The sequence below is a fragment of the Sulfurospirillum oryzae genome (assembly GCF_025770725.1).
GTDB classification, from domain to species: domain Bacteria; phylum Campylobacterota; class Campylobacteria; order Campylobacterales; family Sulfurospirillaceae; genus Sulfurospirillum; species Sulfurospirillum oryzae.
This window is the reverse complement of sequence record NZ_JANZKZ010000002.1, coordinates 64,765-86,000: the sequence shown is the minus strand read 5'-3', so window position 1 is coordinate 86,000 and position 21,236 is coordinate 64,765. Positions and strand designations below refer to the sequence as shown.

The 21,236-nt window shown below is 38.5% G+C and carries 20 protein-coding genes; 10 read left to right on the top strand and 10 right to left on the bottom strand.

Annotated features, from left to right (window positions below; all coding sequences use genetic code 11):
* Positions 1–2 precede the first annotated feature (2 nt).
* A complete protein-coding gene (locus N0B29_RS04900) occupies positions 3–2,177 on the top strand; it encodes an ATP-binding response regulator (protein WP_263832591.1) in 2,175 nt (724 codons plus the stop codon).
* Positions 2,167–3,906, top strand: coding sequence for an EAL domain-containing protein (locus N0B29_RS04895; protein WP_263832590.1), 1,740 nt, complete (start codon positions 2,167–2,169; stop codon positions 3,904–3,906). Before N0B29_RS04900 ends, N0B29_RS04895 begins: the two co-directional genes overlap by 11 nt.
* On the opposite strand, the gene N0B29_RS04890 is transcribed toward N0B29_RS04895, so the two are convergent.
* Complete coding sequence (locus N0B29_RS04890; RefSeq protein ID WP_263832589.1) at positions 3,887–4,579, bottom strand: response regulator transcription factor; 693 nt, start codon at positions 4,577–4,579, stop codon at positions 3,887–3,889. The genes N0B29_RS04895 and N0B29_RS04890 overlap by 20 nt on opposite strands.
* Positions 4,580–4,706: 127 nt before the next feature.
* Here N0B29_RS04890 and N0B29_RS04885 point away from each other — a divergent pair, with 127 nt between their 5' ends.
* The 3 genes from N0B29_RS04885 to N0B29_RS04875 all read left to right on the top strand — a co-directional run bounded on the left by N0B29_RS04885 (position 4,707) and on the right by N0B29_RS04875 (position 8,679).
* Positions 4,707–5,996, top strand: a complete 1,290-nt coding sequence (locus N0B29_RS04885; RefSeq protein ID WP_263832588.1) for a response regulator — start codon at positions 4,707–4,709, stop codon at positions 5,994–5,996.
* Entirely contained in the window at positions 5,972–8,122 is a 2,151-nt protein-coding gene (locus N0B29_RS04880) for a hypothetical protein (RefSeq protein ID WP_263832587.1), read from the top strand. The genes N0B29_RS04885 and N0B29_RS04880 overlap by 25 nt, the downstream gene beginning before the upstream one ends.
* A gap of 62 nt (positions 8,123–8,184) precedes the next feature.
* Positions 8,185–8,679, top strand: coding sequence for a peptidylprolyl isomerase (locus N0B29_RS04875; RefSeq protein WP_263832586.1), 495 nt, complete (start codon positions 8,185–8,187; stop codon positions 8,677–8,679).
* A gap of 49 nt (positions 8,680–8,728) precedes the next feature.
* Here the strand turns inward: N0B29_RS04875 and N0B29_RS04870 are convergent, their stop codons facing one another.
* The 6 genes from N0B29_RS04870 to N0B29_RS04845 form a co-directional block, all read right to left on the bottom strand.
* Positions 8,729–9,388: a LexA family transcriptional regulator gene (locus N0B29_RS04870; protein ID WP_263832585.1), complete on the bottom strand. Its 660-nt coding sequence runs from the start codon at positions 9,386–9,388 to the stop codon at positions 8,729–8,731.
* A gap of 271 nt (positions 9,389–9,659) precedes the next feature.
* Positions 9,660–10,223, bottom strand: a complete 564-nt coding sequence (locus tag N0B29_RS04865; RefSeq protein ID WP_263832584.1) for a DedA family protein — start codon at positions 10,221–10,223, stop codon at positions 9,660–9,662.
* A gap of 8 nt (positions 10,224–10,231) precedes the next feature.
* Positions 10,232–10,903, bottom strand: a complete 672-nt coding sequence (locus N0B29_RS04860; RefSeq protein WP_263832583.1) for a lipid-binding SYLF domain-containing protein — start codon at positions 10,901–10,903, stop codon at positions 10,232–10,234.
* Positions 10,881–12,689 carry an ABC transporter ATP-binding protein gene (locus N0B29_RS04855; protein WP_263832582.1) on the bottom strand — a complete coding sequence of 603 codons (1,809 nt, stop codon included), beginning with the start codon at positions 12,687–12,689 and terminating at the stop codon, positions 10,881–10,883. Before N0B29_RS04855 ends, N0B29_RS04860 begins: the two co-directional genes overlap by 23 nt.
* 56 nt (positions 12,690–12,745) lie before the next feature.
* A complete protein-coding gene (gene rny / locus N0B29_RS04850; RefSeq protein ID WP_263832581.1) occupies positions 12,746–14,302 on the bottom strand; it encodes a ribonuclease Y in 1,557 nt (518 codons plus the stop codon).
* Positions 14,208–14,867, bottom strand: a complete 660-nt coding sequence (locus N0B29_RS04845; RefSeq protein WP_263832580.1) for a 5-formyltetrahydrofolate cyclo-ligase — start codon at positions 14,865–14,867, stop codon at positions 14,208–14,210. The genes rny and N0B29_RS04845 overlap by 95 nt, the downstream gene beginning before the upstream one ends.
* Positions 14,868–15,055: 188 nt before the next feature.
* Here N0B29_RS04845 and N0B29_RS04840 point away from each other — a divergent pair, with 188 nt between their 5' ends.
* From N0B29_RS04840 to acpS, 5 genes are all read left to right on the top strand, one after another.
* On the top strand, positions 15,056–15,604 hold the full coding sequence (locus N0B29_RS04840; RefSeq protein ID WP_263832579.1) for a TlpA family protein disulfide reductase: 549 nt from the start codon (positions 15,056–15,058) through the stop codon (positions 15,602–15,604).
* Positions 15,605–16,492: a signal recognition particle-docking protein FtsY gene (ftsY, locus tag N0B29_RS04835; protein WP_263832578.1), complete on the top strand. Its 888-nt coding sequence runs from the start codon at positions 15,605–15,607 to the stop codon at positions 16,490–16,492.
* Positions 16,485–17,840 carry a DNA repair protein RadA gene (radA, locus tag N0B29_RS04830; RefSeq protein ID WP_263832577.1) on the top strand — a complete coding sequence of 452 codons (1,356 nt, stop codon included), beginning with the start codon at positions 16,485–16,487 and terminating at the stop codon, positions 17,838–17,840. Before ftsY ends, radA begins: the two co-directional genes overlap by 8 nt.
* A gap of 63 nt (positions 17,841–17,903) precedes the next feature.
* Positions 17,904–18,449: a flagellar basal body-associated protein FliL gene (gene fliL, locus N0B29_RS04825; RefSeq protein ID WP_263832576.1), complete on the top strand. Its 546-nt coding sequence runs from the start codon at positions 17,904–17,906 to the stop codon at positions 18,447–18,449.
* Entirely contained in the window at positions 18,446–18,820 is a 375-nt protein-coding gene (gene acpS / locus N0B29_RS04820) for a holo-ACP synthase (RefSeq protein ID WP_263832575.1), read from the top strand. The genes fliL and acpS overlap by 4 nt, the downstream gene beginning before the upstream one ends.
* Here acpS and thiS read toward each other — a convergent pair.
* From thiS to N0B29_RS04805, 3 genes are read right to left on the bottom strand one after another with little or no spacing between them, the layout of a single operon-like run.
* Positions 18,817–19,014 (bottom strand): sulfur carrier protein ThiS, encoded by a 198-nt coding sequence (gene thiS, locus N0B29_RS04815; RefSeq protein ID WP_263832574.1) that lies wholly within the window; start codon positions 19,012–19,014, stop codon positions 18,817–18,819. The two genes, acpS and thiS, sit on opposite strands and share 4 nt — an antisense overlap.
* Positions 19,014–20,039 (bottom strand): SAM-dependent methyltransferase, encoded by a 1,026-nt coding sequence (locus tag N0B29_RS04810; RefSeq protein WP_263832573.1) that lies wholly within the window; start codon positions 20,037–20,039, stop codon positions 19,014–19,016. Before N0B29_RS04810 ends, thiS begins: the two co-directional genes overlap by 1 nt.
* A 9-nt stretch (positions 20,040–20,048) precedes the next feature.
* The gene (locus N0B29_RS04805; RefSeq protein WP_263832572.1) at positions 20,049–21,236 is read right to left on the bottom strand and encodes an aspartate aminotransferase family protein; all 1,188 of its coding nucleotides are present in this window, start codon (positions 21,234–21,236) and stop codon (positions 20,049–20,051) included.

Here is a 21,236-nt window from a genome sequence, read left to right as displayed (position 1 = left end):
AGATGATACAAAATACGCTCTCAAAACTCATCAAAAAAGAGTATTTAAAATCAATCATTTTCCCTTTAATTCTTATTGAAGTGATGTTGCTTTGGGCGTATTTTTGGAGTAATTCTTATGTGAATGAAACCACTAAAAATGCTCTCATTGAAGAGACAAAGGTACATATTCAAGAGATTAGCAATCGTTCGGCTACCATTATCAATAATGAATTTAAAACGATTTCAAACATTACCCTCTTGTTTCAAAAAGAGCATGAAAACTTTTTTACCTCTTTTGATCCTTTACATGTAAACACCAAAGATAGTACGTATACCCTTATGAATAACGGTGTCATCACCAATACAAAAAAACACGATGACTCATGTACCCTCTTTTTCTCTGATGTTCAAAAAGGAAGCCAAAATCGCCTTGCAAAAGCCATTGCCACTGAAAAGCTCGATACGTTTTATAATGCTGTTTTAAAGACCAATGAAAACATTGCGCAGGTCTATTTTAACTCCTATGACTCCATGAACAGACTCTGCCCTTTTATGCCAGATGCTTTAAGTCAATACACCCATGACATGGACATTCCAACATTTAATTTTTACTACCTAGCCGATAAAATACACAACCCTTCAAAAAAAGTGGTTTGGACAAGTGCCTACCTAGACCCAGCGGGGCTTGGATGGATGATCAGTGCCATTGCACCTGTGTACAAAGGAGACTTCTTAGAGGGCGTTGTAGGCATTGATGTTACGATAGATCAACTCATCAACAATATTCTCTCCATTAAACTTCCCTACACTTCAATGGCGATGCTTGTCAATGAAGAGGGGCAAATTTTGGGAATGAATGAAGCACTCGAAATTCATCTTGGCATTAAAGAGCTTAAATCGCATACCTATAGTGCGCCTATAGCCAATACCATTAGCAAACCGCAAGACTTCAATCTTTTTACCAATAAAACCAATGCACTTGCAATGACACTTGGCCGTATCGTTCAAGAAAATAACAGTCTTTCTGAATTTCATGGTAAAGGGAGTGATTTTATCATTACGCAAAATACAATTCCCCAAACCAATTGGAAATTTATTCTCTTGCTTGATCAAGATTCATTGCTTGCCAATAGCACAAAACTGAAAGCAAAAACCGATAAAATAGGCTACTTTGCACTTGGTTTGATGGCTCTGTTCTACCTTGTTTTCCTCTTTGTACTGCTTTCTCGTGCTGAGAAATTCTCAACCCAGATCCTCTCGCCTCTGTACGATCTTATTGAGGCAACTAAACAGTTTAAAGATAAGCTTATCGCAACCAAAATAGCTCGCTCCAATATCTTAGAGATCAACACACTTTTAGACAACTTTACCGCCATGAGCCATGAGTTGCAAGAGCTGTACGACTCTATGGATAAAAAAATCAAAGAGGGCGTCATCGAAAATATGGAAACCCAAAAAATGATGCTTTACCAATCAAGACTCGCGCAGATGGGCGAAATGATCAGCATGATTGCACACCAATGGCGTCAACCGCTTGGCTCTATCTCTACGGTGACGGCAAGTATCAAGCTCAAACAAAGTCTTAAAAAATTTGACTTAAAAAGTGAGCAAGGAAGAATTGACCAAGAGGAGTTTTTAAACAATGCCATTGGTAAAATCGAAAATTACATCCAATTTTTAACATGCACCATTGATGATTTTAGGAACTTTTTTAGGCCTGAACAGCACTGTGAAAAAAGTTTACTATCTACCATTATTGATAAAGCGATCAAAATCATTGGCAAGAGTTTGGATGTGCATAAGATAACGTTACATGTAAATAATAGTTCTAAAAGTGAACTCATTACGTATGAGACCCAAGTGATGCAAGTTTTAATCAATATTTTAAAAAATGCACAAGATGCCATACTTGAAAAAAAGTTAGAAGATGGTACTATATGGATCAATGCGTATGAAGAAAATGCCCTCTTTGTGATCGAGATTGAGGATAATGCAGGTGGTATTCCTGAGGCAAATATTCCAAAAATATTTGACCCCTATTTTTCTACAAAAATAGAAAAAAATGGTACAGGTCTGGGACTCTATATGTCCAAAACAATTATCGAAGAGCACTGTCATGGCTCTTTACATGTTATCAATACACCACAAGGTGCAAAATTTATAATTAAAATTCGTGGAGAATACAGTGCAAATTAGCCTTAAAGATCTAGTCGACATTACCTCAACTTTGCGTATTTTATACGTCGAAGATGATGTGGTATTGCGAGAAAACACCGTAGCACTTCTGCTTGATCTCTTCGCCGAGATCGATGAAGCAACCGATGGTGTAGAGGCATTAAAGCTCTATAATGAAAAAGAAAATGGTTACGATATCATCATCACCGACCTTAATATGCCACACATGAATGGTATGGATCTGATTAGAAGCATTCAAGCCATCAATCCAAAACAGCCGATCATCGTTGTTTCAGCGCACAATGAAACAGAATACTTTTTAGAGAGTATCCGCAACAACATCAATGGATATATCTTAAAACCTATCGACTTTGATCAGCTCATTGAAACACTTTATAAAGTCGCCTCTTTAGTGAAAACGCGTAAAGAAAAAGCGCAAGAGCAAGAGATATTACAGAGAACATTAGAAGAGCAGAGTCTACAACTTGCACAAAACTCTCAGATCGTACATGAATTTTTAACCGTAGACAAAGTGACTAAACTTCAGAATGCTACGATGCTCTATCACTTCTTAGACAATTTTCAACAAGATCATCAACTGACCATTATGCTTTACAACATCGATAATTTCAGCTTTATCAACCAAACGTATGGCGCAGAATTTGCCGATGAAGCGCTCTTTAAAGTCGGTGAATATTTACAGTACAATCTCTCACAAGATGTTCATCTCTACCGTTATAATTCTGATGAGTTTGTCATTATTTTCGATCCACAGATCATCAATCCAGAGTTTGTCGCGATTCAAATACAAGCATTTTTTAGAGAAACACCTATTGGTGAAGACAAAGAGAAACCCGTTTACATTACACTCTCATGCGGCATTGCAACCTCTAATTCACCAGCTTCGTTATTGCCAAATGCACGTATTGCGCTACGTGAAGCTCGTATGCGCGGTATTCCTAATCAATACAACATCTACAACACCCAAGATATTTTTCTCAAACGCACCACAATCGAAACCACGTGGATTCAAAAGTTTCGCATTGCACTCGAAGAAGACCGTGTTGTGCCCTATTTTCAACCTATTGTCGATAATGTGACGCAAAAAATTACCAAATATGAGTGCTTGGCACGTATTGAAGATGATGGTGAGATCATCTCTCCTTCTCATTTTTTGGAAGCGGCGAGACGTAGTGGACTTATGAGCAATCTAACACGCATTATGATCAATAAATCGTTTAAAATCTTTTCCGGACAAAATGTTGCATTTTCACTGAACATTACCAACGAGGATCTGCTCAATCAAACCTTTCTTGACTTTTTGATCGCAAAGCAAAAGCTTTACCAGATTGATCCTGCATTGGTCACATTTGAGATTTTGGAAGATATCATCATCAGCGACATCAACCACCTCCCACTGCTTAACTTGCAAGTACTTAAAGATATGGGTTATCTTCTTGCCCTTGATGATTTTGGAAGTGACCGCTCCAATTTTAATCGCTTGGAAAATCTGGGTGTGGATTTTATTAAAATTGATGGACAGTTTATCAAAGGCATTGACACCAATCCTCGTAATCAAGACATCGTAGAATCCATTGCGTTAATGGCTAAAAAAATGGGGATACAAGTCGTTGCGGAGTATGTTTCGACAAAAGAGGAGTTTGAGATGGTTAGACAATTGGGTGTCGATTACTCTCAAGGCTATTTTTTCAATGTTCCTTTAGAATTACCTATGAAAGATGTGCAGTAAGTTTATACCCTCGATTTTTGAGGTTAATGATACATTCATCATACCCAAGTTTATCGCGCAGTCGCTTAACTAAAGCTCTAAGGGTTGAGTTGTTCACTTCATCACTTTGCCAGATTGTTTGAGCAAGCTGTTCATTGCGTACAAAGGTATTGGCATTTTTGACTAAGATATAGAGTAAAAGCTCTTCTTTCGTTGTCAATTCTTGTTGCATTTCATTGACATGTAAAGCTTTTGTTTTCATGTCAAAACTTACTCCTTCATGCAGATAAACCAGCGAAGAATCCGGTTTACTTTTCTGATTACGAAGCTGATTTGTCGCTTTGATCATCGTATTGATAAGAAGCTGAGAATCAAACGGCTTGGTGAGAAAGCTATAAATCCCCAAATCAATGCTTTTGAGAAAATAGTCCACCTCTTTATACGCCGAGATAACAATGACCATCTGTGAAGGATTTTTTTTCTTAATCTTTTCGACTAAAGAAAGACCGTTTTGATTGGGAAGTTGAATATCTGTTATAACAAGATCGTAAGAAGACGTAAGGTATTTGGCATACGCTTCTTCCGCAGAACCGCATGAATCTATCGTATCAAAAAAATCGCTTAAAAAGATGCCTAACTCTTCATTCAAAGAGACATCATCTTCGATAAGGAGTAAAGATAACGATTCGCGCACTTTTTTTCCTCAATGAGTAAATTCTCGCTTAAAAACGAGCAATCGGAGAAAGTATAGCAAAAAATACAACACAAATACAACGCCAAAAGTATATAATAAGCCCATCAAATCCATATGGAGAACCGTAATGGAAAACCCTATCGACCAGCTTATCGCTTGGAGCAAAGAGTTAAAAGTATTGTACGTAGAAGATGATCTTTCTCTTCGTGAAGAGGTAAGTCTTTTTCTAAGTGATATTTTTGCACAAGTAGATGTAGCAACCAACGGGCAAGAGGGACTTCAAAAGCTTGCACAAGAGTCTTACCATCTCATTATTACCGATATGCGAATGCCTGTTATGGATGGCATTGAGATGATTGAGCAAATCAAAATGCTCTATCCTAAACTTCCTATTCTCGTCACTTCTGCACACAATGAGAGCGAATATCTTATGAAACTTATCAACTTAGGTGTCGATAATTTCATTACAAAACCACTTCAAAGTGAGCAAATATTTCGCGTATTGCATACCATTGTTGAACGTATACAACGAGATAAAGAGTTGATTCAATACAAACATGACTTAGAAATCACTAATGAAAAACTTAAAAAAATTGCCCACGTCCAATCCAAATCACTTGATCTTAAAAATTCTATTTTAAAAGCCTACAAAGAGGCACTTGATAAAGCGACCATCGTTTCCATTACCGATAAAAATGGCATCATTACTGATGTCAATGACAATTTTTGTAAGGCAACAGGTTATAGCAAAGAAGAAATTATCGGGAAAAAACACGACATCATCAGCCACCCTTCGAATGCAAAAACATTGTACTCTGATATTTGGACAACAATCTTAGCTAAAAAAACGTGGCAAGGTCTTATGATCAATCAAACACGCACGTTAACCCCTTTGTATCACTATAAAACCATTGTCCCTATTTTAGATGCTCAAGGTGAAATCATTGAATTTATCAGCATAGTTCAAGACCTCACCGAACTCTACAAAAACAATGAAGAGACATCTAAGGCGAACCTAAGCCTTGCGATGGACGTCAAAGAAGATGAGCTTTTAAAACAGATTCCTTTTGCATCGGCACTTTTAACCGATAATCTGATCTTAGAAAACTATAATGCCCTTTTTGAGGAGATCGTAAGCAATCACATTGATGAGACTCTTCTGCTGAAGCTTACAACCCAAGAACTCCAGCTCAAAGAGTTGATCACATTTGAAGAAATGGACTACTTTACCAGTATAGAGTCTATAAAAAACAATTGGCCTTATGATGGTGATATTACCTTTAAAGGTGTCATAAAATCCATAGGGCATATACTGGAAGTTTTAGTCAAAATCAGTCAATACAAACCTCAGGCTTATATGATCTGTATCGTCAAACAAGAGGACTTTGAATTATGCTGCCAAGTTCAAGAGAGATAGCCTTTCATACGGCAATCTCCTGTGCGAGTGTCGCCGATGAATCGATTTTACATGTCATTGACAATCAGTGCCATCTGCACAAAATAGACCTTAATGAACTAAAAATCACCAAAAGTACGCCTCTTTCTAGCCAATACCAACAAAACCTTTTCGATTACTATAAACGCCCTTTTGCCGTGGGACACAACTTTGCTTATGTCTCTTTTTCAGAACAAAGCTTGGAACATGTCATTGATACGCGCGCTAAAATCATGCCTATCAGTTCTTTTCATTACAACCAACATCAAGCCGTCAGTAAAGCAGCCCTTAGTGAAGATGACCTTTTTCTCATTACAGGTAACGAACGAGGTCGCAGTTACATCATCAGTCCCGAAGATGGTACTATTCAAGCTGAACTTCCTGTATCAAGTGATTCCATCAGTGCTGTAGCGATCTCAGAAGAGTACAGCCTTGCTGCACGTGCCTCTTTTTCACGCGAACTTATCATCTACAAAATCAATAGCTTTAAAATCGTATTTGAACAAAAGTTAAATGCAGTCATCGAAATGATGACTTTTGTGGACGACCAAACGCTTCTTGCCATTACACGAAATGGTAAAATACTTAAAATCGACCTTTTCAAAGGCAAAATTGTCAAAGAAATGGTCTTAGATGAAAGTGTCTGGCCTTCTGTTATGGTGCTTTCTCACAGTAAGAAATTTGTTTATATTGGCACGCGTGAATCGATACTTTTTGCCGTTTATGTTAAAACCCTTGATATTTTATACCAAGTCAAATTGCCTTATTATGGTGTAACAACGCTTTCACGAACCCAAAAATACTTTATTATGGGGTTCAAAACAGGCGAACTTATCTTTTACAATCATAGAGAATTCGAAGAGCAATTTATTACGTTTATCAAGCTCAAACAGGTCAAAAACGCCTGTCTTCTTTTTCAAAAAAATATTTTTCTCATGTCGCATCGAGAGACCAAAAAAATCTATGAATATTGGCTTGAAGAGAAAGAAACCATCATGAATCTTCTCTCTCGTGGCGAAATTGAGCAAGCACAAAAGATCGCTGAACCCTTCTTATTTCATCCAAAATGTAAACTTGAGTTTAGCGAAATTGAAGCATTACAGCCTGATCTTATAGCACTTCAAAGATATTTTAGAAGTATGAGCTATGCACCTGCGTATGATCTTGTCAAGTTTAAACCAGAACTTAGAAAAAGCTCTATATTTGCTCAAATAGAAGCTCTGTGGAATAAAAGTCTCCAGAAAGCACAAATCCTCCTTGCGCGTGAACCATTGCTCAATAAAGAGGCTGCCAAAGAGAGTCTTAAACTCTTTTTAGAAGTCGAAGAGAAAAAGCAACTCATCGAAAATATGCTCAAACGCTCAGGTATCTTTACGCTGGCAGAATCTTCCGTTAAAGAGAAAAATTTTAACTTTTATTTTAGACTGGTCGCCCAAAACAACTTCTTAGAAGCGACCTCTTTGTACCAAAAAGTCCTTCAAGTAGGAGAACGTTTACAGCAAGAAACACTGAAATATTTAGAGGAAAAAAATTACAAGCAATCTTTGATCTTAGCGGATATCTTGCATCAGTTTAGACCTTATCAAAATCAAGCCAATCGGCTTAAAGAAGCATCCAAAGCTCTACTCATTTTAGAGCATCAAGTGTCTAACAACATGCTTTTTGAAGCCGTTAAAACACAAGAACAGTTCAAACTTCAAAGTCATTACGCATTGGTGCAAACCCTTGAGGAGATGAAGCAGCTTTTTCATAATCAACAAATGGCGCTGGTTGAAGCAAGAGAATATGAGAAGGTCTTTAACAACATTGAGCCTTATATGAATATCTCTATCTGCAAACAAAATGTTGCCAATATTATGAAAAAAATCTATATTGCACAATTCAAAGAGGCTAAAAATTTAATGGATAATGAAATTGACTGGGAAAAGTCCTTTTTAACATACCTACAGTTTTTTCCTATGGATAAGCTATTGGTCGAGTTTGCAAAAGAGAGTCAAAAGATGAGTGTGCTGCAACATATTATCATTGCTTCGCCTCCACCGCAAGACCCAGTCTATCCTAAAAATGTCTTAACACGCATAAATGTATCGGTTAACAAAAAGGGTTAATACAGCTTATAGGAATCGCTTGTTATAATCCGCACTTAACTTAATCATAAAGGCTTTAAACGATGAGCAAACTTAAAACATACGACTACACAAAAGAGCAATTGGCTGCTTTTCAATACGCTATTATCAAAACAGAAAAAGGTGATATCGTCATTAAATTAAACCCTGAAGAGACACCTATTGCAGTCGCTAACTTCGCAACACTTGCCAATGACAAATTTTACGATGGGCTCATTTTCCACCGTGTCATTAAAAACTTTATGGCACAAGGCGGTTGTCCAAGTGGTAGAGGAACTGGCGGTCCTGGTTGGAATATTGCGTGCGAATGTAAAGGTCAAAAAAGTAAACACAAACGTGGCTCGCTTTCAATGGCACATGCAGGTCCAAATACTGGCGGTAGCCAATTTTTCATCTGCTTTGTTGATTGTCCTCACTTAGATGGCGTACACACTGTATTTGGTGCAATTGAGAAAGACGACAAAGAGAGCTTCAAAGTGCTTGATAGTATCGCTCAAAACGATAAAATGATCACCATCGAAATCAAAGATAAACTCTAAAAAAATCTTTACATGTAAAGCATTTTTGCTTTACATGTAAGACGGCATTTTAAACATTCGCCGATAACTTCCCAACCACTTTACCAATCACTTGAACATCCTCAGCGTTAATAATCTCAGGAGCATACGCCTCATTGTCAGAGACAAGGGCAACCGTACCATTGGCATGAAGTTGAAGACGTTTAATAAACAGACCTACGGGCGTTGAAACAACATAAATGCCAGCCTTACGAGCATTGGTATATTCTTTATTGATAAAAACAACATCGCCACTGTAAAGCGTTGGCTCCATTGAATCGCCCAACACATTAATCGCTTGAATGTATTTGATCATTCCAATGCCACCGAGCTTTTGAACAATCTCTTCATCGAGGTACATCATCTCACCCTCTTCTTCTTCGTTGAGAGCACCTCCACCAGCAGAAGCGTAAATATCTCTAAAATAGTGTACGCGAGCAAACTTATCAGTCTCGGCTTGCAAGCTTTCAACCACTTGATCAAATAAAAGCCAATTGATCGAAATTTTACGTTTAGCACAAAACTCTAAAATCTCTTTATAAGGAATTTTGGCACGATTTTTCATAGTAGCAAGCGTCAGTTGATTGATACCAAGCGCTTCGGCAACATCTTTGTCAAAGACTTTGCGCTCGCCCAACTCTTGAGAGAGAATATCTTTAACTTTATGCAAAACAGCTAAAATATCTGGCATTTCATCCTCCAACATTTCATTTTGAAATATTATTATAGCATATTTTCAAATTTTATTACAATAATGAAAATTTAATAGACTTCTTTCATAACCTTTTGAAAAAAGTCTAAAACAGAGGAGCCTTCTATGAAAAGTTTAATCTGTACCATCAGTCACTCACGTAAAGCATACAATGAATTTATGAATCGCTTCGAGCAGAAAATGCTTGTTTTGAGTAATAAGATATTTTAAATAAGAGACTTCACGTGTATGAAGTCTCTTAGGGCTAATGCTAATGCTTTTTTTTGGTAGCGTATTGGAAGTAAGACCAGATTATTCCAACAATGGAGAGTAGTATAAGTGGAGCGAGTATTGTATTGTCTGAGAAATAAGCAGCAATACGCATTAAAAGCTCCCCTGCCCTAAAACTTCCTATACCTAATATAACCGCCCATAAAATGGCTGAAATCGTATTGATAATATGAAATTTAGTTTGTGGATATTTTGTCAGTCCTATCGTCATAGGAACTAACGTTTTAAGCCCATAGATAAATTTTTGAATAAAGATGATCTTGTCACCATACTTTTTCATCAAGATATGACTGAGCGCTAGTTTTCGTCTATGTGCTTTGATGTAGGGTATAAGTGCTTTTTTGTTGTATCGCCCCATGTAAAATAAAAAAGTACTGCCAATAGCGTTAGCAAATGCCGCTACAACGATCGAGGTTGTAAGATCCATCTTGCCTGCATAAGAGAGTACTCCTGCGGCGATGATTGCTATCATGCCGCCGCCAAAAGAGTACGCAAAAAGTATAATATAACCATACGTTGAGAGAGAACTAAGAATATCTTCCACACGAATCCTTAGTAGCTTGTAAGCTTACGCACTGCTTTGAGAAATTCCTCAATAGCATACGATGAAAGCAAACCATCAGACTCTATAATCTGCTCAGGGGTGATATTGTTGCCATAAAGCTCAATATTTTGATCATAGTCATGGTTCATAACCGAGCCATCAAATGAAACACCTACAAAAGCACCTTGTGTTTTGGTATAGGTATACACTTCCGATTTAAAGTCAGTTTCGCTACCTCTGCCAGCACTATCTCCCGCAGGACCAGCAGCAACAGATGCGTCAACACCCAGTGTAATTTTATTGTTCATAAGCTTCTTCACACTGTCTGTGCTTTTGAAAATCATCAAGATATCTTTTTTCTCAACGCCCACTTGGAAACCAAGTCCAGCCCCTCCCAAATTGACAAAGAAAGGATAGCTCCAAGAGCCGTCACTGCGACGTACAACCATAACGCCATTGCCCGTTTTACCACCTAGGAACATACTAATTTCAATGGTAGCGGGAAAAATTGCAATCGCTTGAGCGTTATCTAAGACTTTTTGAGGAATTCTAATCTTAGAATCGCGCATCATATTTTTAAGGGCATTGGAAGAATCAAGTAATTTTTCTTCTGCTGAACCGTAGAGTGCTGTGGAAATTAATAATCCCATCAGTAGGCTAAGCCATAATTTTTTCATCATTTTTACTCCTTCTATTTTGTACAACATATTCATAAAATGCACCCTCTTGGCGCATCAATGCTTCTTGTGTTCCTGACTCCACAATTTTTCCTTTGTCAAGGACATAGATAAAATCAGCCTTTTTAATGGTACTAAGCCTATGGGCAATAATAATTGTCGTTTTGCCCTCAAGATAGTTTTCAAGCGCATTAAAGAGTTTTGCTTCTGTATGCACATCCAAAGCCGATGTGGACTCATCCAAGATAACCACGTTAGGATTTTGCAACACCATGCGCGCAATGGATAGGCGCTGTCTTTGACCACCTGATAGTTTAATGCCATGCTTGCCTATTTGCGTGTCTAGCCCATCGGGCAATTCGCTGACAAAACTCTCCAACTGAGCAATTTGAAGTGCCTCGCTGATCAACCCTCTATCCGTTTTTGCATCAATCATCAAATTTTGAGCCATAGAAGCATTAAAAAGTTGTGGATTTTGTAACACTAAAAAGAGATGCTCACGCACCACATCCAAGCCAATCTCTTTGATTGAAATACCATCAAACAAAATATCACCAGCTTCAAGAGGATAAAGCCCAACTAACAAATGAGCCAACGTGGTTTTTCCACTTCCACTTGCCCCTATTATAGCGATTTTTGAGCCTTTTGGAATACTAAGGCTAATGTCCTCTAAAATCTTTTTACCGCCATCGTAGCTAAAGCTGACGTTTTTGACCTCAATTGCATTGGTACTGTTTTGTGAAAAGGGATTCTTTACATGTAAACCTCTCTCTTCTGTGTTTAATCTCATAATTTCATTAATACGATCCAGTGCTTTACCTGCATTATGGTAAGTATATTGGATATTCAAAATATCTTGAATAGGTGGCATCATTACCCATAAATAACCAAAAATAGCAAGCATTGAACCAATACTCAAATCCGAATAGGCAACAACAAAGATGCTTGCCGCTCGAAAAAGTTCAAAGCCTGATAAAAAAACAAGGAAAGAAAGACGGTTAGCACCATCACTTTTATAGCCAAATATGATTGAGCTCTCTTTAATTGTTTTAGCATGTTGCTCAACTTTATCAAAAAAGAGTCTCTCTTTATTGGTTGCGCGAATTTGTACAAACATATCCAGCGTCTCTAAAAGAGCGTCTTGGAAAAGTTCAAATGCTTTATTTTGCTCTTTTTTTAGTTTTGCTACTTTTTTTGCCAATTTGGTTGTAAAAAGAATAACTATTGGATTTAAAATCAAGATAAAAAGTCCCAATTGCCAATGAATCATCAAAAGCACAGCACCTACCCCTACAATGGTAAACACTGAGATAATTAAACGACTGACAAAAACACCTAAAAAATTATCAATGGTTTCAACATCGGTTACAAGCAGTGAAGCTGCTTTACCTGAACCAAAAAATTCAAATTGATTCATTGCAACATGGCTTAAGTGTGCTAACACATCTTTACGCATTTTGAAAGCGATATTTTTAGAAACAATCGTAAACAGTTTCGTTTGCCAATAGTTCAATAAAAAGAAAAAAAATCTGAGCAACACAACAACACACAAAACAGAAGCAATGTAAACATAAGCGGGGTTGTTTTGCGCCGACAAAGTATCAATGCTATGCGTTAAAAAGCCTTTTTTGCCGAGTAATACTTCATCCACCAACATTGGCATCAAAAGAGGTGCAGGTGTGCTCACTAGCACTGCTAGAAAAGCTACAACATTGGCAAAGATCAACTCTTTTTTATAGCGCTTCATCTCGTGAAAAAGGGTTTTGAAAGTATAGAGTGTGTTGTGCATTAGATTTCCATTAAGAAGCAGAATGTAGAGGAAATTTCCTCTACATGTAAAAGTGTTTAGCGCGCGAAATCAACAGCGCGTAACTCTCTGATGACATTGACTTTAATCTCACCAGGGTACTGCACTTTACTCTCAATCTCTTGAGCAATCTCTTTGGCTAAAAGTACAGCTTCGTCATCATTAATTAATTTGGCATTGGCAATAACACGAATCTCACGACCCGCATTAATCGCATACACTTGTTTAATACCTTGCTTACTTTTTGCGATCTCTTCAATATCTTGAACACGTTTCAAGAAACTCTCAAGAACTTCTCTACGTGCCCCTGGACGTGCAGCGGAGAGCGTATCGGCAGCACAGACAGCTGCGGCTTCAACCGAAGTTGGTTCTTCATGTCCATGGTGCGCAAAAATAGCGTTAATAACGACATCGTGCTCTTTATAACGACGACAAATTTCTGCACCCAAATCAACGTGGCTTCCTGCTGTTTCATGGGTTAACGCTTTACCGATATCATGTAAGATACCAGCGCGACGAGCAAGCAGAACATCGCCACCCGTTTCTGCCGCAATAATACCTGCAAGGTGCGCCACTTCAAGAGAGTGACCTAGTGCATTTTGACCATAACTTGCTCTAAATTTTAGACGACCTATAAGCTTTACAAGTTCTGGATGCATTTTAGAAATACCAAGATCGATGATGATATTTTCACCCTCTTCGGTCAAGCTTTGGTCAAATTCATCTTTGACTTTCTCATAAATACCCTCTATGCGCGCAGGCTGAATTCTGCCATCTTGAACCAAAAGTTCAATGACTTTGGTTGCAATTGCACGACGATAGAGGTTAAAGCTACTTAAAATAATCGCATTTGGAGTATCGTCAATAATAATATCAACCCCTAAAAGCATCTCAAGGGTTTTGATATTGCGACCCTCTTTACCAATAATACGACCTTTGAGTTCATCATCTTTAATATTAACCACATTGATAAGACGTTCAGCCGCAAATTCACCCGCAAAACGCGTTGTTGCTTGCGCTAAAATATAATTGACACGACGTTTAATGTCTTGTTTTGCATCTTCTTCAAGGCGTCTAACCGTATGCGCAATTTCAGCACGAGACTGCTCTTCAACTTTGGCTAAAACAATCTCTTTAGCCTCACTTTGTGTCAGACCCGATGAGCGTTCCAACACAACAAGTGCTTCATTGACCTTAATGTTGTACTCTTCTTTAAGCTGCTTTCCCTCATCAAACAAAGAGGCTGCATTGGTCTGTAAAAGTTGTAAATCTTCACGTTCTTTTGTAATTTTTTTGAGTTCTTCTTTATAACCACGCTCTTTTTTATCAAGCTCTAAAATCTTCTCAGAATGCTCTTTTTTAAGAGTGATCGTACGGTCTTCGTACTTGCGTTTAGCCTCTAATTCGGCTTCTTTAACTTTAATGTTACTACTACTAAGGATTAACTCCGCTTCGTGTTCAATCGCTTTCGCTTTAGCCCTGGCTTGGGCAACGTGTATCTCATAATTGGCAGCTTCCATCTTTTTTGCGATGAAAAATCCTGCAACGCCGCTGACTACAGCAGCTCCACCTACCGCTAGTGACTCTAGAACCATTTTTCCCTCTTTTAATAATAGTTTTATAAGGGGTTAAATAAATATCTGCTGCAATATCATGTTCTTCTGATAAAAGGTTTTGTGTCATACAAAACTCCTTTTGAACAAATGCTATTGGAGGTTTTGGTGCAAGAGACTCGAAAAATCGATCATACATCCCTTTTCCAAAACCAATTCTTTTGAATGCCCCATCAACCCCAATGACGGGCACTATCGCAAAATCAATTTTTGGTTTAACAGCAAAAGAGTTTTTAGGCTCTTCAATGTTAAATTTTTTTGTACTCAAAGGCAATCTCCATTTTACCATCTTGAAACTAATACCTTCCATAAACGGAACATAGACCTTATATTTTCTTCGTCTACATGTAGCAATAATGCCCTGCGTATTGGCTTCAATAGGCAATGAAACATAGAGTAAAACCGAACGAGCTTTAACGTGATGTAACAGATCCAAAATATTTTTTTCGACTATTTTATCGCGCTTGTAAGAATTGCGCAATGAACAAAGTTTGGCTCTTGCGAAGGAGCGAAATTCTGATTTTGTTTCGAACTTAATTTTTTGCATTGTTGTCACTTTAAGGCATGTTTGAATACAATCATAGCCATTATAATAGACTTCTTGTCGTTTTGCAAGAAGTTTTAGCCTCATTTGAGGCAAGTTCACGCGCTCTAGTGGCTAATGTAGCTTTCTAAGCATTGCTTTGAAAGCATATCAAACAGAGTTCTATAGAAACTCTTAATTAAAGGATCATGATGAAGTTTTGGTTTGCTGTGTTTATTGCTTGTTCTATGCTCTTTTTGGGCGGATGTTCTTCAGAAAAAAAGAAAACAGAAGATAAATCAACGAAAGTGCAAGAAGAGATTAAAAATGAAAAGATTGTACTTCAAGATATTTCAGGTAAACAGATTGTTGTTACCCCTCTTGAAAAAGGTTTTAGCTTCTCTGGATATGAAAATAAAGTCGTTTTAGTCAATTTCTTTGCCACATGGTGCCCACCTTGCAAAGCTGAAATTCCGCATCTTAATAACCTTCAAGAAAAATATAAAGAGAACTTGGTCATTATTAGTGTTCTTTTAGAAGAAAACAAATCCAATGAAGAAATCAGCAGTTTTGTGAAATTTAATAACATTAATTACATCATTACAAACGGTATCGAAAACTTCAAATTTGCGCAAAGTGCGGGTGGCGTTAAAAATATCCCTTTAATGTTTTTGTATGACAAAGAAGGTAAATACTCCACACATTATGTAGGTGCCATCCCCGAAGAGATGATCGACGCCGACATCAAAAAAGTGCTTTAAATGTTTGGACTAATCAAAAAAGGACTGGGTAAAACTCTTGGAGTCATCAAAGAGATACTCCCTGAAAAAGTCGAAAAAATTGATAAAACGCTTTTAGAAGAGATTTTAATTGAGTCTGATATTCCTTATGAACTCGTGGAAGAGATTATTTACTATCTTCCCCCTTCTCAAAATGTAGCACGTGTTGATGTAGAGCGTGTTCTCAAAGCCTATTTTAAATACGATACTACTTCGTCCATTGAAACGCTTCAAAAGCCTTTTGTCGAGCTTGTGATTGGCGTCAATGGTGCAGGAAAAACAACGACCATTGCAAAACTGGCTCACAACTATAAAAAAGAGAATCAAAGTGTGCTTTTAGGAGCTGCTGATACGTTTAGAGCCGCAGCGATTGAACAACTTAAAAGCTGGGCAGAAAAAATTGATGTTGGCATCATCTTTACACAACAAGGGCATGATCCCTCAGCTGTTGCATACGATACCATCAGTTCCGCTATTGCTCGCAAGATTGATCATGTCATCATCGATACTGCAGGACGGTTACACAACCAAGTCAATCTTGCCAATGAACTTAAAAAAATTGTACGTATCTGTGATAAAGCACTGAGTGGCGCTCCTCACCGTAAGATTTTGATCTTAGATGGGACACAAGGCACTTCTGCCATTAACCAAGCAAAAGCCTTTCATGAAATGATTAGCATTGATGCGATTATCATCACGAAGCTTGATGGTACGGCTAAAGGTGGCTCTCTCTTTGGCATAGCTAAAGCATTGGCACTTCCTATTATCTATGTCGGTGTGGGAGAAGGACGAGACGACCTCATACCTTTTAATGCAGATGATTACATCAACACGATTTTAGACTCTATTTTTACTAGTACCCATGGCTAAGAAACAGATTCTTTTTGAATGCCAAGCCTGTGGACATCAAAGTGCCAAATGGCTTGGTAAATGCCCAAATTGTGGTGCATGGGATGAGTATATAGAACTGAGCGATAAACAGATAGAAGTCCTTAAAGAGATTAACTCCAAACCTACGACCAGTACACAAAGTAACGCTATTCCTATTACGGAAGTAAGTTTTGAACAGATTGAGCGCTACAGTTCAGGCGATTGCGAGCTTGACCTCGTTCTTGGTGGAGGCATTGTTCAAGGAAGTCTCACGCTCATTGGTGGAAGCCCAGGTGTGGGGAAATCAACCCTGCTTTTAAAAATTGCGGGAAACCTTGCCAAAGAGGGTAAAAAAGTTCTCTATGTGAGTGGCGAAGAGTCTTCAAGCCAGATCAAACTTCGCGCTAACCGTGTTGACAGTAACTACCCAAATCTCTACCTTCTTTCTGAAATCAGACTCGATACGATTTTTAAAGAACTTGAGCAACACGCATTTGAAGTCCTCATCATTGATTCAATTCAAACTATTTACAGCGAAAAAGTAGCCTCAGCGCCAGGAAGTGTCTCACAAGTCCGAGAGATTACATTTGAGTTGATGCGTTATGGCAAAGATAAAAATATCGCTATTTTCATTATCGGGCATATTACGAAAGAGGGTTCTATCGCAGGGCCTCGTGTGCTTGAACACATGGTTGATACGGTGCTCTATTTTGAGGGCGACTCTTCACGCGAACTCAGATTGCTTCGAGGTTTTAAAAACCGTTTTGGCACAACCAGCGAAGTGGGCATTTTTGAGATGACCAAAGCGGGATTAGTTAGCGCTAAAGACATTTCTAAAAAGTTTTTTACTCGTGGCAAAGCACAAGCGGGCTCTGCTATCACCGTTTTGATGGAAGGAAGCCGTCCCATCGTGCTCGAAGTGCAAGCATTGGTGAGTGATAGTGGCTACCCCAACCCCAAACGCAGTGCAACCGGATATGAACTCAACCGCCTTACTATGCTTTTGGCACTTTTAGAGCGCAAGCTTGATCTGCCTCTTAATCAATACGATGTCTATATCAACATCGCTGGAGGGATTAAGATCAGCGAAACCTCTGCCGATCTTGCCATTATTGCAGCGATTATTAGCTCATATCGCAATCGCCCTATTAGCAAAGACACCATCTTCATAGGTGAAGTCTCCTTGATTGGCGATGTACGTGACATCTTCAACCTTGATCTTAGACTCAAAGAGGCGAAGTCTCAGCAGTTTGAAAAAGCAGTTGTTCCATCCCTTCCATTGGAAAAAATTGAGGGAATCAAGTGTTATAATATCGATGAAGTTTCAAAATTAATCGAATGGATGTAAATTTTTCACAAAATTAAACGATATATGTGAAAAGCATATTTACATGTAAAAAAGGAAAGAAGAATGGCTGGTAAAAAACCTGAAGATGGCGACGTCGCAGTTGAAAAGAAACCCAAAGGCAATATGGTTCTCATCATTGTTATTGTTTTATTGGTAGTACTCCTTGTAGGTGGAGGTGCGGCGGCTTTTTTACTTTTAGGCAGTAGTAGTCATGAAGAAGCAGCGTCAACAGCGGCACATGCCCCAGATGTGAAAACAGAGAAGAAAAAAAGCAGTAGTAGCAAAAAATCAACCGATCACCTTGCTATAGGTCCGATGTACCCAATGGCACAATTTGTTGTCAACTTACTCAGTGAAAGCGGTAACCGCTTTTTAAAAGTTGCTGTCGATTTAGAACTCAGTGACGTTAAACTTCAGCCTGAGATGGATCATAAAAAATCGTTGATTAGAGACATTATCATTCGTACGTTCTCTTCTAAAACATTTGAAGAAATTAGCACACTTAAAGGCAAAGACAAGCTCAAAGAAGAAGTGCTTGATAAAATCAATGAAAATCTTTCCGATGGACAAGTCAAAAACATCTACTTTACAGATTTCGTGGTTCAATGATCGGTATAGACCTCGTTTCGATAGAACGAATTACAAAACTCAAAGAGCGCTTTGGAGACAAGGCGCTTGCTAAATTTTTAACCCCCGAAGAGATACTTCTTGCTAAAAACGATGCTACGACTGCTGGATTTTATGCCGCGAAAGAGGCTGTTTCGAAAGCCCTTGGCATTGGGATTAGTGAACAATGCGGATTTTTTGACATTAAACTCTACAAAGATGCACGCAATGCACCCTACTTTACGCTTTCACGTCATTTGATTGAAATGTATGAAATAACCGATCTTTCGCTCTCCATCACTCATGACAACGGCTTTGCTATCGCTGTAGTGATTATTGAAGGTCAAAAAAGCACCCGCCAACTTTGGCATTAACCGCCACCCACAAACTGTAGAAATTCCACTTTATCACTTTCCGCAAGCTCATAGCTTTCCCACTGCTCTTTTTTAACGACATTCATATTCACTGCCGCTGCCATCACTTTGCTCTCAATGCCTAGTTCATCCAAAAGAGCTTTGATTGTTTTGGCTTTGCTCTCTTTTTTTTCGCCATTGATGATTAATTGCATTACACTTCTCCTTTGCGAAAACACGCCATTTTAAATCGCTCGCCCATAAAAGAGGGATCGATCAATGTTTTTATACGGTTTAATTCTATCTCGTACTGCTTTTCTGAAACGTTTTTAGCAAACAGTTCTAAAAGCTCAATCAATCCAAAATCGACTAACGCTTTCATCTGAGTGCCATAGTCATGCACTCTGATGCCGCTTTTTTCAAAGGCATGAAAAAGATGACTAAAGTTGACATCATACGTAATGTCTGAATTGGCAAAAAAGGTATTAAAATCATTTTGTTCGCGCAGCTTTTCTTCCACTAAATCGGTGAGTGCAAAAAAAGGATACACCTGATGGCTCGCATAAACACGCAGTGAAAAATCATCTCTCGCTTCTTTTTCGCCGTAATCAAACGTGACAAATTCAAAGCGTCCACAACAGTGACTCATTGCTTTTGCAAAAGGCTCATACCCTAAACAAAGCTCTCCTTTGTGAATGCCATATTCGTCCGCTTTTCCCTTCGTTTCTTCATCCATTACATCAAAAAAAGCTTTTCCATTTTCAATAAAAAGCATTTGATCTTCTTTGATGAGTTCACACGAAAAAGCATCGAAAATCTCATTGGCAACAAAGAATGCCTCTTTACATGTAAACGCTTCCAAACACTTTACATGTAAAAGTTTTATGGCATCACCAAATGCCTCTTCAAAGTACGTTTTTTGCATCGCTTGGTTCGCGCCAAAAGGCTCAACAATGATAAATGTAAGGGTTTGAAGAAGTTCTGGTTTGAGGGTATAGATAAACTGAATCATATCGGCAAGCAAATAGCCTTTGTGCGCGCCGATCTCAACCACATGACAAGTTGGGCTTAAAAACCCACACTCAATGGTTGAAATCAGTCGTTTAGCAATAGATCCACCAAAGAACATACTCGTACTCACAGCGGTGTAAAAATCACCCTCTTTTCCAATGGTTCGCTCTTTAGTGTAGTAGCCCTCATTGCCATAGAGCCACGTTTGCATATACTCGCTAAATTTCACGTATCTCTTTTACAAAAGCGCTTTGCACGCACTCTCTAGACGTTTAAAGCCCTCATCCATCTCTTCTTTAGAGATCGTGAGTGGTGGCAAGAAACGAAGCGTATTTTTGCCCGCTTTGAGTACAAGGACACCATGCTCAAACGCTTTTTTGATGACACTGGCTAAGATGTCGCCATTAAGACATCTCATACCACGCATTAAACCAAGTCCTTCTACGCTTTCAAAAAGCTCTGGAAATGCTTTACATGTAGATTTTAGTTTCTCATCAAAATAGATCAGTGCCTCATCCAGCATACCGCTTTGTTTGTACTCTTCTAAGATGGTTAACGCTTCAAGTCCTGCGCGTGTGGAGAGAAAGTTTCCTCCAAACGTACTGCCGTGATCTCCCGCTTCAAAGATGTCTTTGTGTTTGGTCACAACCGCACCGATAGGCACGCCACCCGCAAGACCTTTTGCAAGCGTGATGATGTCTGGCTCAATCTCATAAAGAGATGTCGCTAAAAACTCGCCGCTTCTAAAGACGCCACTTTGCACTTCATCGATAATGAGCAAAATCTCTTTCTCTTTTAAAAACTTTGCCAACGCTTGAATGTCTGCTTTTGGAAACGCTTTAACGCCACCCTCGCCTTGCACGAGTTCGATCATGACGGCAACCGTTTCATCATCGATAGCATTGTAAAGATCTGCGATCTCTTTTGTGTATGAAAATCCTTCTGGATACGGTGCAAAAGCCGTTTTATGAAAGCTCTCTTGACCTGTTGCTTTCACCGTTGTTATGGTTCTTCCGTGAAACGAGTGTTCTAGGGTTAAGACTTTATATTTTTTATTGGCAAATTTTTTCTCACCGTATTTGCGTGCTAGTTTAATGGCTCCCTCATTCGCCTCAGCGCCTGAGTTTCCAAAAAAGACCGCAACATCAAAGCCTGTAAGTTCATTGATTTTTTTGGCGAGTCTTGCCTGTGGTTCGATCATGTAAAGATTAGACGTATGAATGATATTGCGTGCTTGCTCACTTATCGCATCGGCAAGTCTTTGATTGCCATGTCCTACACTGACCACACCTATACCGCTCGTAAAATCGATATAATCTCTGCCTTTATCATCAAAAAGTGTTGCGTTAATACCGTGTTTAAAATTGACATAGTTTCTCGCATACGTCTGCAACACATACTCTTTATCCATTGTTTCAAAATCCAT